Raw genomic sequence first — 15,445 nt, 5'->3', positions numbered from 1 at the left:
CGTTTAAATAGACACCGAGTCGCCGCGCGGATTAACTCAGGCATTAGCTATTACAAAGGCAACCATGCCCGCATTTCACTTCACTGACCTTCCGACATTTGGGCGCGTCTCACGAGATCGCGAACCGAATTTTTGCCCTCATTGCGCGCACCGGGTTGTCCCGGAAGAGCTTGAATGGAATCTGACTCCTAGCACTAAAGCTGGACTTTCAGAACTTGAGTGCACTTGCAGATGTCCTAATCAGGACTGCGGTCGTTTATTCATTGCGACCTATCAGCTTCAGTCCATTGACGCCAAAAATGATCTACAGAGTCTCCTTCAATTTGCTGGAAGTGATAGGGCAATCTTCAAGCTTCATTCCAGCTATCCAACGCACACTCCTAAAACTAATTTCTCCACCGAGATTGCTGAACTGTCACCGACTTTCTTAGAAATCTATTGGCAAGCAGAAGCTGCCGAGGCACTAGCGTTAACTCAGATATGCGGTTTGGGGTACCGCAAGGCTGTTGAATATCTTGTCAAAGACTATTGTGTCTCACGTGTGGCTGGAGAAGAGGGGCGATCAGTCCTCGCTTTGTCTGTGGCTCAGTGCATTTCCAGATTTGTAGATGATGCGCGAATCAAAAGTGTTGCGACTCGCGCTGCTTGGCTTGGTAACGATGAAGCTCATTACGTACGTAAGTGGATTGACAAAGATGTTTCCGACCTCAAAGTGCTGATCCGTCTCCTAGGTATTTGGATTGAGAGCACAATCCTGACTTTCCGCTTTCAAGACGAAATGCCAGGCCGCAATGATACCTAACAGTTCGTTCAAGCCCAGTCCGCTTTGCGGACTCGTGCAAGTTCTTGCAAGTTTCACGCGATCGAGGCCGCAAATCGGCCCAGCTTACTCAGGATTAGATAGCATGGAGCGGTTGCTGTGACCGATGAAAATGCCCCGTCTGCGGCTGTGAAGCAGGCGAGCTGCACAAGTTTTATTGCTTGAAAGAGAGCTACCCATTTTTTTGTGTAAATCAGATTGCTCCGTGCGACTGCATGAAGATAGTGCTTCAGTTATCACAGGACTAGCAAAAAGTGGTTGAGGCATACGAAGATGACAGTGAAGAGCTATTGCGCGGAATCGTTGTGCGCTGGGAGAAGGTTCTGCAGAGGGAGGGAGGCGTACCCCTTACTCACCGTGATGCCATCTAGCAATTAATTCAAGCAGACGTTGCTTCGCAACGCGGCTTAACTCAGGCGTTAGACCTACAGAGGCATTCTCGTGACCAAATGGATAGTGGATGTTCCAGACGATCTTGCAGCCAGCTTGAAGTGGTCGCTCGACCAAGGATCCAAGTACGACGACGAAGAAGCCGAAGAACTGCGGGCGCTTGGGGTTCGTGTGGAGCCCGGTATGCGTAACCTATTCGAACACATGGTCAGGACTAATAATAAATTCAAGGTTGAAATTTTTTCCAACGAACATCCACCGCCGCATTTCCATGTCTCCTATTCGGGTGAAAGTAATTGTTTTCGGATAGACAATGGGGAGCCGCTGTATGAAAAGGGACTCAATAAGTTCTGGCCAAACATTCGTGAGTGGTATTCGATCAACAAAATATCACTGGTCAATACATGGAACAAAACCAGGCCAGCGAATTGTCCTGTGGGTGAGATCAAGGCGTAGTTTTTAAACTGGGTCGGCAGGCGCCGCGCGCACTGCTCAACTTCCGGATAATCCAAATAATGGCTATTAAGTTGCCAACTAAAGACTAGTTCAAGCCGAACCCGCTTCGCGGGCCAGCTTAATTCAAGTATTAGACCGCTCAAGGAGTTCATCTTAACCATGAGAGTATTTCTGCACACCCGTAGCCCGAAACAACGAAACTGGCTCAACGAGGAGCGAGAGTTTTTCCGCATCCCCGTTGTAGGCGTACGTGGCAACCTCAAGCGAAGGTGCATGGTCCAAGGTTGAGCTCGTAGTTCATACGTCGTTTTCGTGTGACTTCGACGCTGAGGTGTACGCCGTTGCGGCGGACCACCTTGAGGTTCTCAAAGAGAATTTGGATGGCTAGTATTTCTTTGACGCGGCCTAACAATTAATTCAAGCTGAGCCGCTTCGGGAGTCTACTTAACTCAGGCGTTAGGCAACAACCGCAGAAGTCCAGATGACTGACTATAGAAACAATCATTATGTTCCTGTTTGGTTCCAGGAGAGGTTCTTTGACGTATCTCAACGAGAGAGGAAATTTTACTACCTTGATCTCTCACCTGAACGAGTCAGCTCGAACGGGCATTCGTTCATTCGGAATGAGATGAGAAGATTGGGCGCCAAGAACTGCTTCTTCCAAAGAGACCTTTACACCACCAGTTTCGGCGGCCTTATTTCTACCAAAATTGAAAAGAAATTCTTCGGCCAAATTGATTCGGAGTCGATCTCATCAGTCGATTACTTCGCTAATTTTTCGCACCCGTCTGCCGATGGAGAACTTTACCAGCGTTTCCTCCTATATCTTAGCTTGCAAAAGCTAAGAACACCAAAAGGACTTAAATACCTTTCTTCTCTCACTAAAATTCGCAGTTCGAATGAACTGCTATACGCACTTCAAAAACTTCAAATGTTGTTCTGTGCACTTTGGACAGAGTCGGTCTGGAGTATTTTCGAGGCTGGTGACAGTGGTGTGGGGTTTCTTCTTTCTGATCATCCGGTAACTGTATACAACCAAGGCGCGTTTCCCGCTTCTAGCTGGTGCAGGAATGGATTGGATCCGCACATATGGCTCAACGGAACGCACACTCTGTTCCCCTTGAGCCCTAGTAAGCTCTTAGTCTTGACCAATCTTTCATGGGTAAGGCATCCGTATGGCAACCCGCTAAAAAACAGACCGAACCCAAATCCACTTCGACCAGCAATCTTCAACTTTACACAAATTCAAACGGGGCGCCGGCTTTCCGGCGAGGAAATGCTTTCCATCAACTATATTATCAAGAAGCGCGCATTAAGATACGTTGCGGCTACAAATAGTGATTGGCTTTTCCCAGAGCGGAAAATGATCAGGCCTCAATGGAACGCGTTAGGAGAGACTCACCTTCTGATGCCTGACCCTAGATCCGTTAGCTTTTCTACAGAAATTTTGATGGGTTTTAGCAACGGAAGGTCCGATGCATTCGATGAGTACGGCAGAAAGCCCTGGGAACCGAGCTACCTCGATGAAGCGCGTAAGGAACGGGAATGGGAAACATTCCTCGCCTTCCAAGGAGAATACGCACGGTTGTTCGGACCAGCTCGTAGGGGATGTGCGTATGACTGTGGAAAAATGCAAAACGAGACGGACTCGGACGACTTCCATCACTATCACCTTTCTTTGGAGCGACGGCATAAAAAGCACCGTTACAAACACTAGAGTTCGTCGCCTAAAATTCGTTCAAGCCGATCCCGCTTCGTGGTGTCGTGCAAGTTCTTGCAAGTTTCACTTGCCGAACGCCGCAAAGCGGCCCGCTTAACTCGGGCATTAGGCGGTGGTGGAGAAAATTGGGGAAACGGGGGCCAGGTTCACTTCTGGAGATAAGTCGGCCAGATGAGTACTAAGAGATATCTTCCGCGCGCCGTATCAGCAGGGCAGAACTGTCAGATCTTCATCAGCTCTATCCATCCAAAACAGTTGACATCCCAACAGACCCGCAGCACTCTCTACCCCAAGGAGCGTAGAAACTCCTAAGACAGCGGTACCCACCTCCGAAATCCCGGTGGGTTTTTTGTGCCTGCAGCTTCCTGCTGGCGCAGCCGACGCGTTGCCTGCGTCGGGAGGGCGGCTAATACAACACCCTTCGGGGAAATACGCCCGCCGTCTGTCTTCGGTTTCTAACCTCCCGACATCCCGTCGCCATCCGGCGGCGGGGCCTGTTCGTCAAGGAGGGCTTTGCCATGCGTCGACCCACGTCCAGTCCCAAGCCAGCGCGCAAGCGCGCCACGGTGCCGCCACCCACCGAGATCGGCTGGCACTCGCTCGACCCCTCGATCCCGCCGCGGCCCTACCTCGAGCGCACCCCCATCCCCGAGCCCCGCCCCGATCCCAACAAGCCGCGCCGCCAAGGCCACCCGCGTGCCCCGCAACGCTGCACCGTCGGCTACGGCTACTACCCCGACAGCCACCAACGCATCCCCACGTTACGCCTACGCGGCCGCTGGCTGGAACAACTCGGCTTCACCATCGGCAGCAAACTCAACATAAGCATGCGCAACGGCGAGCTGATCGTCACCGTGGCGGATGATGGGGAGAAGGCGGCAGACAAGGCAGCCAACAATTGACCGTAGGCACCGACTCGACGAGCATCATGCTGACGCCGGCCGCGCACCAGCACGCGTAGCGCTGTGCTGGTCGCTCACTGGCGATCCGAGCGTCTTGTGTTTTGCACGGGGATTTCGCCGGCAAGGTAGATATCAAAGAGCTTTGCAATACGGCACATCCCGTTAGCCGTCAGTGCTAGCAGGACTGCTTTGCCGGTAAGCAGATCAGAAAACTTAGAAAATTTGATGGGAATGGAAACCATGAGCTCGGAAATTTACGAAAAGACAAACGCGGCGCGTGACGAGTTGTTTGGATCTTTGGGAAAGGTCGATTCTGATGTCATCGCGCATGTTATAAACCCGGCCTTTATGGGCGGGCCCAGTTGGCCTGCACTGCGGCAGGCATTCAGCGTCATTCGCACAAGCAACAGCATTAGGGTGGCAAGCAACGGTCTTTCAGACCCGTTCGATGATGTTGAAGAACCGAACAACGGCTATAGGTTGGAAATCATCGCGGAGACAAAAGAGAAGTTGACTGGCGACATTGCAGGGTCATGGCTTTTCAAGTTGGTCTACGCACTCTCCCAGCAAGCCGCATGCAGCGGGCAGATCGCCGATTTTATCGAAAGACACGGCGTCATCACGATGGAGCTTTTCGCTCAAGACTGCGGCTTGGAGGACTTCCAGAACGAACACGGCATGGTGGGCGTCATGATTGGCGTTGAGCACCCTGAGCTCCCGAAGAAGATCCAATTTCCCGCGGAAGACGTGTTCCTTGCAGCTGTGCAGATCTTGAAGCCTGACGAACTGGCTTACGTCGCCGAGAAGCGTGCGGAAGGACGCAACCATTTGCACAGCCTGATGAAATCGTCGGGCCAGTACCATTTCGTCAGCCCCGGCCGTGGGTCATTGCTGGAACATGGCGCAAAGCCGAGCAAGAAGGCTTGGTGGAATTACTTTGGGAAGGCTTAGCTGTTACCGCGTAGAGCAGCAACGTTGTTCGTTGGCCTGAGCACCGTTCTTGCATAGGGGCGTATTATAGAGAACGGGGTCGGTTTCACTTAAGAACTCAACTTTGACCCGTCTTCCGGGACATGCATCCGCACGACACAAGCCAGTCCCACCCAGAGGTGTGGACCTAAAGAACGTCGGTCAGAGGTGCCTTCATCACTTGGCCAAACTTCCGTCTAGATGTACTTCTTGAGGCTTACCCTCCTGAAGTCGCTGGGAATTGGCGACGTCGGTTGTCACTCTTGGGGCCATCACCTATTATTGCCACTTGTGCTGACAAGGATTGTCGTATGCGACACGTGTGTATCCCGTTTTTCGCGCTGCCTCTCTCAGGGATGATGAAGAGCATTGCCCATGCGGCCAGCATGCCCCTTGAGGAAATTGATCACACCAGATCAGCCCGATGGGCGGCCAGACGGATGCTGCTTTCTGCAGCATTTGACTCGATTGGATCGATTGACTTTTTGCAAGGATTCGCAATGAACACTCCGCGCCGTAACCAGAAAGAGACTGGCTCCATGCGCTTCGCGCTGCTCATGGCGATGCTCTGTCTTTTTTTGGCCTCCCCGCTCGTCTCTGCTCAAGAAAAGAAACAGCAATTTCTTTTACGCGATGCGCAAGGAGCGTCTCACGGCGTCTACGACACCCAGGCGCAGGCGGAAGCGGCAATCAGGGCGATTCCTGGGCCGCAGTACATGCAGGATGCTTATCAGCACGTTGACACTATTAAGGACCAGATAGTCAGGGAAGACGGAAAGACGCTCATCACTTATTGGATGGGACGTGAGAAGGCGAAGGACGAAGATTGGATCTACCTTACCGCCTTGAGTACGGCGAAGCTTCCTACGGAAGAAGAGGCCGTTGCAGTGTTAGTGCAGAAGTTGACAGAACAGCTGCCCCAATGTGGAAAACCGTCCGTCGCGCCGCAGGGCGAATGGATTGCGCAAGCAGGCCCATATCCAGAGTACGACCTTGGTATGGAGAATCAGTCCAGGTATTACATAGCGCATACATTTCTTGCTGATTGTAGCGATACCTATGACTTCGGCATGTACATGACCCGCGCAAAGCGGACGGACTGTCCCAAGCCCTATACCAACTGGTTTATTAGCGAACAAGCCTGCGTAAACAAGGCGATCTTCGCGACCGTCGAAGTCACCGCCCCGCAATGCGAGGGTCAGCCAGGCGGCAGCCAGAACAGCGGCGGTAACTCCGGCATGGTCGGCAACCCCTGCGACGTCAAGACCGGCGAGAAATTTCAGGCCGAGCGCGATTTCGATCTGGGTTGGCTTGCCCTGACGCGTTACTACCATTCGGGCATTGCACTGAACACTGGAGGGTTCGGGCCAGGCTGGACTTTTTCGCACAGCCTGCATCTAACGGTCCAGGGCGATGCGTTGGGGCTAATAGAGGGCAGCGGTTACGCCGTACCGTTTCGCAAAGTGGGTTCAAACTATCGCGCGGCCAATGCCTCCGGCGAGCGGATCATCGCCAATGGCGATCAATGGCTATTGTATCGTCAGGATGCCATCTACACCTTCGACGCCCAGGGCAAGCTGATCTCGCGCATGGCAGAGGACGGCAGCGGGCTGGTGTATGCCTACAATGCACGTGGACGGCTGCAGAGCATCGCCTCGCTGCAGGGTCGCTCCATCGGACTGGTGTACGCCGACGACAGCGACGACGCGCTGATCACTGGCGTCGTCTCCGGCGGCGTACAGCTCGCCAGGTACGGCTACGATCAACGGCGCTTGGTTACCGTGACCTATGCCGATGGTAATGGCCGAACCTATCACTACGAGGACACGCGCTTTCCCCGGCACCTGACCGGCGTCACCACGGAAGACGGCCAGCGCTTCAGTACCTTCGCTTATGACGATGCTGGCCGCGCAATCTCCAGCCAGCACGCTGGCGGCGTTGATGGCGTCACGCTCGCGTATTCGTCCACCGGTACCGCCGTCACCGATGTCCTTGGCAACACGGTTGATTACACGATGACCACCGCGGGCGGCGAATCTCCGAAGGTCGCATCCGTGGCAGGAAGCGACGGCACGATGAGCTACGCCTATTACGATCAGGCGACTGACTATCGCAGGAGGCTCAGCGCTATGACTGACAAGCTTGGGGTGCAGACCAAGCATAGCTATTCGGAGCTGACCGAGAATGGCGTAGATATCAATGTCCACACTGTCCAGGAAGCGTTTGGACTTCCGCAAGAACGTACGACCACGACCCGGACGACCGCCGGCTCCAACCGGATGCTTTTGATCCAAAGCACTGGACGCACCATTTCCTACACCCGCAACGATCGGCTTCAGCCCATTCAAGTGTCGACGATTGGCGCAACATCCAGCGAGAGGCGTGACGTGGCTTACAGCTACTGCGAGGCATCCGATGTCGCCGCAGTAGGTAGCACCTGCCCGGTCCTGGGCTATTTGAAGTCCATCGATGGCCCGCGCACGGATATCGACGACCGTACGACCTACAACTATTACCCCACCGATGCTGCCGGGTGCGAGACCGGCACCGGACCGTGCCCGTATCGCAAGGGCGACCTCAAGCAAACCATCAACGCCCGCGGCCAGATCCGCGAGAATCTGAGTTATGACGCGGCAGGCCGCGTTCTTTCTGCCGTTGACGAAAACGGGGTGCTGACCGATTACAGCTACCACCCGCGTGGTTGGTTGGCATCGACCACGGTGCATGGCGCTACTTCCGGGCAGAATCGCGTCACCACGTTGGAGTATTTGCCCACCGGCTTGGTCAAGCGCATCACCCAGCCCGACGGCAGCTACGCCACGTTTGTCTATGACCAGGCCCAACGCCTCACCGATGTCACCGATACGCTGGGCAACACCCTTCATTACGTGCTTGATGATGCCGGCAATCGTCTGGAGGAGCAGACCAAGGATGCGCAAGGTACGCTCAAGCGTAGCTTGAGCCGTATTTACAACCAATTGGGCCAACTGAAAACGCAGGCGGACGCAGCCGCAAATCCCACCGAATACGCCTACGATGCAAACGGCAACCTGCGTTTGATCACCGACGCATTTGGCCGTAGCACCCTGCAAGAGCACGATCCGCTCGGTCGGCTTGCGCGCACCTTGCAGGATGTCGATGGCATCAAGGCCGAAACCAATGTGGGTTACGACACGCAGGATCGCCCGTTGCAGGTCAAGGATCCCAAACGTCTGGACACGCGCTACACGTACAACGGCTTCGGCGATACCCTGAAGCTGACCAGCCCGGACACCGGCGTCACTAGCTATACCTATGACAGCGCCGGCAACCGCGCCACGCAGACCGATGCACGCGGCATCACGTCCACCTATGGCTACGACGCGCTCAACCGTGTCCTGAGCATCAGCTACCCCACCACCGCCTTCAATGTCAGCTACACCTATGACCTCACGCAGAGCGTGTGCGCCAGCGGTGAGACCTTCACCGTCGGGAGGCTGGCTAAGCTCCAGGATGGCGGCGGTACCACCCAATACTGCTACAACCGCTTCGGCGAGGTGGTGCGCAAGGTGCAGACGGTCAACGGCAAGGTGTTGGTGTTGCGCTACGACTACACGCCTGGCGGCCGTCTGCGGTCGATGGTCTACCCGGATGGCACCACGGTCGATTATGTCCGCAACGCGCAGGGCCAGACGACCGAGGTTGGGGTGACGGCACAAGGCGGCAGCCGCCAACGTCTGCTAAGCGGAGCGACCTACTATCCGTTCGGCCCATCTGCCGGCTGGACCTACGGCAACGGCCGCACGTTGGCACGCATGTACGATCAGAATTACCGCCCACAGAGCATTCAGGACAGCCGCACAGGCGGCCTGGAGATTGGTTTCGGCTTTGACCCTGTTGGCGACCTCACTGACCTGACCCCGGCCGGTAACCCGACGCCAGAGCTTCAACTGACCTACGACGCGCTTGGTCGGCTGACCGCACTCAAGGACGGCAGTACAGGTACCGTGATCGACGGCTATAGCTACGATGGCACGGGTAACCGCATGAGCGCCAAAGTCGGCGGCGCCACGCAGGCCTACACCTATCCAACGACCAACCACCGCTTGAGCGCAGTCGCAGGCGTGGCACGCACCTACGACAAAATGGGCAACACCCTCACCATCGGCGGCAAGGCACGCGAGTACCTGTACGACACCACCGGGCGCATGACCCAGGTCAAGCGCGCAGGTGTCGCAGTCATGAACTACCGCTACAACGGCCGAGGCGAGCAGGTACGTCGCTACCTGGGCACCACCAACACCTATACGCTCTACGACGAGGCCGGCCATTGGCTAGGCGACTACGACACCAACGGTGCACCCAAGCAACAAGCGATCTGGCTGGATGACCTGCCGGTGGGCCTGTTGGCCAACGGTGGTCAACTGCACTATATCGAACCCGACCACCTAGGCAGCCCGCGTGTGGTCGTGGATGCTGCCCGCGACGTTGCTGTATGGAGCTGGAGCCTGAAAGGTGAAGCGTTCGGCAACACGGCACCCAACCAGGATCCTGATGGAGACGGCACCGCGATGGTGTTCGATATGCGCTTTCCGGGCCAGCGGTTTGATGCAGCGAGCGGGTTCAATCAGAACTACTTTCGTGACTACGATGCTGCTATTGGTCGATATGGGCAGAGTGATCCGATTGGATTAAGAGGAGGGCTGAATAGCTACTCATATGCTAACAATCGCCCGTTTTTCTCCTCTGATCCATTTGGCCTTCGTGCGCCATTTGCTCAAGAATCTGCTTTTATTGGCACTCTGTTCGGTAGCAGCTTCGATACTGCATCACTAGATATCCAGCAAGCATCGGGAAGCCGCGGCTCGTCTCTGCGTGGCAGCAATGTTAAGCTGCCACGAAGCCTTTTTATTGATGGCGATATAGGTAAAGGCATCGACCTCAATAAAGTTGAAGCGCGCTCAACTCTTGCTCACGAGGTTTTTCATGTGTGGCAGCGTCGTAGAGGTGCAAAGGTCACCTCACGCCTCATACTTCCTCAGGTTGGATATACACTTGGCTTTGGGAGTCCCTACGATTACGCGAGTCCCTCTAGCGCTGAACAAGCATCTCAATACTTTAATGCGCTTTTTGGAGATGGCAAGTACGAAGCACAGGCTCAGTTATGGGAAGATTCGTACCTTGCTAGCGACTCAAGTAGCTTAGCCGGGGAAATTTGGACTGCTTTGCAAAACGAGGTGCAAAATGGGTGCATGGGGCAATGATTGCTAATAACTTAAGGCTGGCAATTATTCTTGCGATCTCCTTGTCTGCTTGTGCTGCTCCTGGCCAAGGTATGAAAGCCAAGAAGACGAAGGAGGTCGGTAATGCTATAGTTCGTTCAATCGAAGCTTATCGTATTGAAAGGGCTGCTTATCCCAAGTCGATTGATGAGCTTGGCAATTATAAGGAAATCATGACGAATGTTGATTCCGCAAATATAAAGTTATTTTTTGTCTCAAATTCGCCTGATAATTACGAGTTGATAATCAAGTATTTTGGCCCAGGCAGTAACTTATGCGTCCATCGATCTACAGACGCCCAAAACGTCTGGAATTGTACGGGTAGCTACTGATCAGAGGTCACCACCCAGGTTTGCCATTAGCTGTGCTAATCATCAAAAATCCAAGCTGGGCTTAAGGTCTCCCCACGTGGCTCCCTGCGAGATCACGCTGGTGCGCCACGATTTGGAAGAAGTGCGCCCATGAGGATGCTTTAAGAACGGAGTCAGGTTCGCTTAAAAGTCCAATCTGACTCCGTTTTTGGCTGCCCACATTACATCGGCGCACGGTTCAAATGGCGGAAAGAACTTGCCATTTGCTCCACACGCCGATCCAACGCGCCTTAACTTTGGTGTTAGAAAAAACTGGGAATTTGATTAAAATTTTCTTGGGTTCCATGTCCTACGGCCTGTTCGACTTGAGAGCTCACACTGTTTCAATTTTATGTGGAAACGGGGGAAACGGGGTCAGGTTTACTTCTTGAGATAAGGGCTCAAGGGTATCTTGCGCGGAACGCATCGGTACGGCGGCACTCTCACATCCATATCAGCGCTGTGCTCTTCCCAGCAGTCGATATCCCGATAAACCTGCAGCCGGGCCCAACGCGCCGATCGTCACGCCGGGCTCGCTCACCTCTCGCCGCGCAGAGGAGCACACAGATTGGGTAGCCAGCTGTCGTACCGCATCTCACGCTAGACCACCTCGACCGCCTGCTACGCCCGCTTGTTGCTTATGTAAGAATGGGGTCAGGCTTATAAACCTGATCCATTAATCCACTCGGCCTGCTCGACATGAAATTCGTCTACATTCTTTGCATGCTGATCGCCGGTTTCTTGCTCGGCGCCGGTGGATTGATACGCTGGGGCGCGTTTCTTGTCGCGCCCGAGAAGCGGCCGTTTCGTTCGACTTGGGACCGGAGGGGATTTTTCATGGCGGCCGCCGGCATCGCCGGGATGATCGTAAGTACAGCAATCTACGAGGCTTCTCGCTGATCTATGCAAGGGTATCAGGCTGGCGCAGCCATCAAGGGCTTTGCCCATGAAGTTGCAGGGCAAACACCGGAGTTATCGTGCGCGCAACTGATGATCTGGGTGAGTTACCTGAGGACTGGGCTCCAGAGCCACTTGGTCCAAGGGCAGATGTTCCCTGGCTGCAATCGGGAGTTGCGTGCCCGCTGAGGATGCCAGTTTGGCACTAAATTTCCGAGTCGAGGAACCTGAGTATAGCGAGGAGCCGCGGACCATATCCGTATCAGGCGCCTGGGGGTCAAAGAGAGGCTGCAATGTTGCAGAGGCTGTGCAACTTGCTTGGTGCGCGGTTCTACGATGCTGAGGCTGGGGATTTCATAGATTTAGCGCAGAAGGGATGAGGTTCACTTAAAAGTCAACCTGGCCCTGTTTCCCATCCCACATCTTCGCTCTTCGCATCCAGAAGCGTTGTAGAGTGGAGCCTATCAATCCACTCAAGCTGTACCCGCTTCACGGGAAGGCTTGATCAAACGTTAGGCCTAAGCGGGGCACTCCGATGAAACTTGCAGCACTCCTGGCCATTGCTCTAGCGAGCACCTTGCTTGCGGCTCCGCTAGCGCATGGCGGCAAGCTCAGGGTTAAGACAGATCAAGTCGTAGACCTGACACGATTCCTTGAGGAGAAGCCGCTTGACGAAAGCGCGCCGGCCATTCGCTCGCTCCTCATAGATTGGGAAAAGAAGACCAAGGATGTAGTCGATTATGTTTGCCCAGGCGTACTTACACCAATTCTAGCGACCGATGTTCCCAACTCCGCAGAGCTATTGGTACAGTTCATTTTTGGAAGCGCCGCGCATCAAATTGGCAACCCAAGCGACAAGGGGAAGGTCGTGCCCGGACAACTCGCTGGGATGCGCAGCATGCTCAAGGCTTATAGAGCGTTTCTTGTGGCGAATCCGGCGGCCCGGATCCCGAGACTAGACGAGCTAACTCAGATGAATGCTGCAGGAACATTGCCCGAGTACCTTGAGCCAATCGTAGTGAAAGAATGCGGCCAAGGTTCTTGAGGCTTAGTCCAATCATTCAAACCGAAGCCGCTCACGGCGCAGCTCAACTTAGGCGTTAGGCTCACCAGCATGTCTCGCATCGCCAGATACAGAACGGATTATTTGCTCGTACTTGGCGCACTAAGCGCGCTGACGTATACCGTGGTCCGCGCTGCAGGCGGTTCCAGCGCTGCATTACTTACGGTCGGTTTCCTCCTCCTCGTGCCTGGCAGACTTCAGGGCTTGCTGCTGCGGCCTCTGTTTCGAGGGCAGCGCGCACTTGCTGAAGGCAAGCCTGAGGAGGCGGCCGTTCAATTCCATCACCAGCTCACTCAGCTCCAAGCACAGCCATGGCGGCGTCTCGCGCTCTGGCTAGGCTGGTCTCCGCATACTCCAAGCCTCGCTGCCATGGTGACCAACAACCTCGGAGTAGCTTACGCGGCGCTGGGTGAGCTTGAGCAGGCGCAGACTGCCTGGAAACATGCATTGGCGCTAGATCATCTGTACCCGGTTCCGTATGCCAACTTGGCTGCCGCAGCTGCCGCCCGTGGCGCCTCCGATGAGGTGCACTCGCTGTTGTGCCAAGCACGGAAGCTGGGCTACGGCGGCGGCCCTTTGGATCAGGCCACGCACCGAATGCAGCAATTACTAGCCGCCGTGGAGTCTCGCGGGACTGCGTTGTGAGGCTCAATAATTCATCCGTGTCGACGCCGCCTTGCGGCGCTGCTCTTCTGTTATCTCTCCAGCGTGCCTTGCTTGGTGAGATTCATCCACAGCTTAGACAAGCGTCGATTGAGGCTGATCCCGGGACAAGCGTTGTTCGATTGCGATTTGAGTATGACGGAGAGCCCTCCAAGGCTGCGCTCAACAGCAGCTCATGCGCTGCGACGGAAGTGATTGCTGACTTCCCGGCACCGTGGAATTTAGATGATCAGCATGTTTCCGTGGCATATCCACACAAGCTTTCGGCGTTGGCCCATATTGCCTACCTTCGTTGGGAGCCTGAGCATGCTGCCTAGCGGCTAGTCTGTGTCCCGCAATCCGGCGGCGTACAGCAATTCATTCAAGTCGGCACCATTTCGGTGCACGACGCACTTCGAATCATGGTGTGGTCAGAATGCATACATGGTCCAGCATTGAAGAGTGGGTGCAAGCGTACATCCGCGTTCATGAGGCCGAGGCTTCACTGGATGATTCGCACCCGGACTACCTGGCTGCCTATGAGTTCATGGTGGAGCTGGTCGGTGAAAATGCAGAGCAATGTTGGGCCGGCATTCTTGAGGTAGTTCGGCGCCGGCCAACAGAGCGTGTGCTTGGTATGGTCGCCGCCGGGCTGGTCGAAGACTTGCTCGATGGCTCCGGTGCGGTATTCATTGAGCGCATCGAGGCGCAGGCAGGCACGGATCCCGTCTTTCGCAAGATGCTCCATGGCGCCTGGGAGAGCGGCACGCCAGAGGTCTGGTCGCGGTTCGTGGCAGCTCGTGGGGAGTTCGCAGATGCTGGCTGACACTTCATCGATGCCGGGCGACCAAGAACGGTGTCAGCTTCACTTACTAAGGCTAAGCTGACCTTGTTTCGCAGTGGCGCTGAGTCCGTGTTGAAAGGTGCTCGTAGACGTCGTGGCGACGTGCAAAATCACGCATGCAATCCATGGCTGTTCCAGCACTCAAATCTGAAACAGTCGCCATGGCGGTGACAGACCGTCGCCACGGCAGACCACCTGCAACGCTACGGTATGTCATTGATGGGAATGGCCGCTGTGGCGGCAGCGCATTCAAAGAATGTGCGATGGATGAGCAAGCATTTATCCTCCGCCCAACTGGACTGGACTAGCGCCCAGCGTACCTTCGCTCGGCGGCCAGCCGGCCGTGCCAAACCCTCACACCGCGCGCGGTCGACATGCTACCCTGACCACCGCCATTCTGGCGAAGACGGAACATCAGGTGACCCAGCTGACACCATTGCAAGCGGTGTCAGGGGCTTTCTCGCTGAGCCACGCTTAACGCAGGTCGCCCAGAGACAAGCACGTCATTTCAATCACTACCAGGGACGTATTCATCATGAAGCTACGTAGCATTGCCACCACTTTTGCATTGGCTGCAGCTTTAAGCCTTGGTTTGAGCGCTCCAGCGCGCGCCCAGGCGGGAGATCCTTGCTCGGTCTTTCTTTGCATGGCAAGCGTGTCCGGCTTCGGTGCTCCGACTCCAGAATGTGCAGCGCCGATCGCAACCTTCCATTCCATCCAGGTATGGAGCCCGGCCTTCAACCCGTCAGCCACGGCGGCGGCACGCCGGGCATATCTAATGACATGTAAAGGCGCGAGCGTACCGAATCAAGCCATCTTGGAAGCCATCATCGCGCAGTGGGGCTATACGCCTTGACGTAAATTGCCCGCTGACTCAGAAATTTGCTTTTAAGTCAGCGGGAATGGCGCCACGCCCCTGTTTGCCATGCGCATCGCGCAAGGCCTTTCGATATCACTGTGCTTCGACGAGATAGGTGGTGCCTGGCTCCTTCATCTCTCAAGATGATCGTGCGAGTCCGGCGCCAACAGCCCTGGCGATGCCGGAAGACAACAGGTATGCATTTGATCTTATCTCCTGATCTTGCTTCGCACCGTGGATGGCGAATTCCAAGACCATGAGCAATTGACGGC

The 15,445-nt window shown here is 55.1% G+C and carries 14 protein-coding genes; 12 read left to right on the top strand and 2 right to left on the bottom strand.

The genetic code is table 11. The features are described from left to right. Positions 1 to 64: 64 nt before the first annotated feature. The 4 genes from DYQ94_RS10970 to DYQ94_RS10955 all read left to right on the top strand — a co-directional run bounded on the left by DYQ94_RS10970 (position 65) and on the right by DYQ94_RS10955 (position 4,288). Positions 65 to 802, top strand: a complete 738-nt coding sequence (locus tag DYQ94_RS10970; protein ID WP_126966803.1) for a DUF4145 domain-containing protein — start codon at positions 65 to 67, stop codon at positions 800 to 802. A 459-nt stretch (positions 803 to 1,261) separates the two neighbouring features. After that, positions 1,262 to 1,666, top strand: coding sequence for a DUF4160 domain-containing protein (locus tag DYQ94_RS10965; protein WP_126966802.1), 405 nt, complete (start codon positions 1,262 to 1,264; stop codon positions 1,664 to 1,666). Positions 1,667 to 2,147: 481 nt separating this feature from the next. After that, the gene (locus DYQ94_RS10960; RefSeq protein WP_102255253.1) at positions 2,148 to 3,383 is read left to right on the top strand and encodes a DUF4238 domain-containing protein; all 1,236 of its coding nucleotides are present in this window, start codon (positions 2,148 to 2,150) and stop codon (positions 3,381 to 3,383) included. 521 nt (positions 3,384 to 3,904) lie between these two features. Then, positions 3,905 to 4,288, top strand: a complete 384-nt coding sequence (locus DYQ94_RS10955; protein ID WP_160955005.1) for a SymE family type I addiction module toxin — start codon at positions 3,905 to 3,907, stop codon at positions 4,286 to 4,288. A gap of 74 nt (positions 4,289 to 4,362) precedes the next feature. On the opposite strand, the gene DYQ94_RS10950 is transcribed toward DYQ94_RS10955, so the two are convergent. Continuing rightward, complete coding sequence (locus tag DYQ94_RS10950) at positions 4,363 to 4,530, bottom strand: hypothetical protein (protein ID WP_164738856.1); 168 nt, start codon at positions 4,528 to 4,530, stop codon at positions 4,363 to 4,365. Here DYQ94_RS10950 and DYQ94_RS10945 point away from each other — a divergent pair. The 8 genes from DYQ94_RS10945 to DYQ94_RS10910 all read left to right on the top strand — a co-directional run bounded on the left by DYQ94_RS10945 (position 4,529) and on the right by DYQ94_RS10910 (position 14,296). Further along, the gene (locus tag DYQ94_RS10945; protein WP_237474948.1) at positions 4,529 to 5,239 is read left to right on the top strand and encodes a hypothetical protein; all 711 of its coding nucleotides are present in this window, start codon (positions 4,529 to 4,531) and stop codon (positions 5,237 to 5,239) included. The genes DYQ94_RS10950 and DYQ94_RS10945 overlap by 2 nt on opposite strands. 518 nt (positions 5,240 to 5,757) lie before the next feature. Beyond that, the gene (locus DYQ94_RS10940) at positions 5,758 to 10,500 is read left to right on the top strand and encodes an RHS repeat-associated core domain-containing protein (protein ID WP_237474947.1); all 4,743 of its coding nucleotides are present in this window, start codon (positions 5,758 to 5,760) and stop codon (positions 10,498 to 10,500) included. After that, positions 10,497 to 10,850 carry a hypothetical protein gene (locus DYQ94_RS10935; RefSeq protein ID WP_126965357.1) on the top strand — a complete coding sequence of 118 codons (354 nt, stop codon included), beginning with the start codon at positions 10,497 to 10,499 and terminating at the stop codon, positions 10,848 to 10,850. The genes DYQ94_RS10940 and DYQ94_RS10935 overlap by 4 nt, the downstream gene beginning before the upstream one ends. A 717-nt stretch (positions 10,851 to 11,567) precedes the next feature. Further along, positions 11,568 to 11,768: a hypothetical protein gene (locus DYQ94_RS10930; protein ID WP_202397527.1), complete on the top strand. Its 201-nt coding sequence runs from the start codon at positions 11,568 to 11,570 to the stop codon at positions 11,766 to 11,768. Positions 11,769 to 12,300: 532 nt separating this feature from the next. Then, complete coding sequence (locus tag DYQ94_RS10925) at positions 12,301 to 12,810, top strand: hypothetical protein (RefSeq protein WP_126965356.1); 510 nt, start codon at positions 12,301 to 12,303, stop codon at positions 12,808 to 12,810. 69 nt (positions 12,811 to 12,879) lie between these two features. Next, positions 12,880 to 13,473, top strand: coding sequence for a tetratricopeptide repeat protein (locus tag DYQ94_RS10920; RefSeq protein ID WP_126965355.1), 594 nt, complete (start codon positions 12,880 to 12,882; stop codon positions 13,471 to 13,473). Then, positions 13,368 to 13,808, top strand: a complete 441-nt coding sequence (locus tag DYQ94_RS10915) for a MafI2 family immunity protein (protein WP_485129983.1) — start codon at positions 13,368 to 13,370, stop codon at positions 13,806 to 13,808. The genes DYQ94_RS10920 and DYQ94_RS10915 overlap by 106 nt, the downstream gene beginning before the upstream one ends. A gap of 98 nt (positions 13,809 to 13,906) precedes the next feature. Further along, complete coding sequence (locus DYQ94_RS10910) at positions 13,907 to 14,296, top strand: DUF6869 domain-containing protein (protein WP_126965354.1); 390 nt, start codon at positions 13,907 to 13,909, stop codon at positions 14,294 to 14,296. A gap of 492 nt (positions 14,297 to 14,788) precedes the next feature. Here DYQ94_RS10910 and DYQ94_RS10905 read toward each other — a convergent pair whose 3' ends face one another. After that, entirely contained in the window at positions 14,789 to 15,031 is a 243-nt protein-coding gene (locus DYQ94_RS10905) for a hypothetical protein (RefSeq protein ID WP_160955004.1), read from the bottom strand. Positions 15,032 to 15,445 lie beyond the last annotated feature (414 nt).

This window comes from Xanthomonas sp. LMG 8993 (assembly GCF_009835065.2).
Lineage (GTDB): Bacteria > Pseudomonadota > Gammaproteobacteria > Xanthomonadales > Xanthomonadaceae > Xanthomonas > Xanthomonas arboricola.
This window is presented reverse-complemented; position numbering and strand designations above follow the sequence as displayed.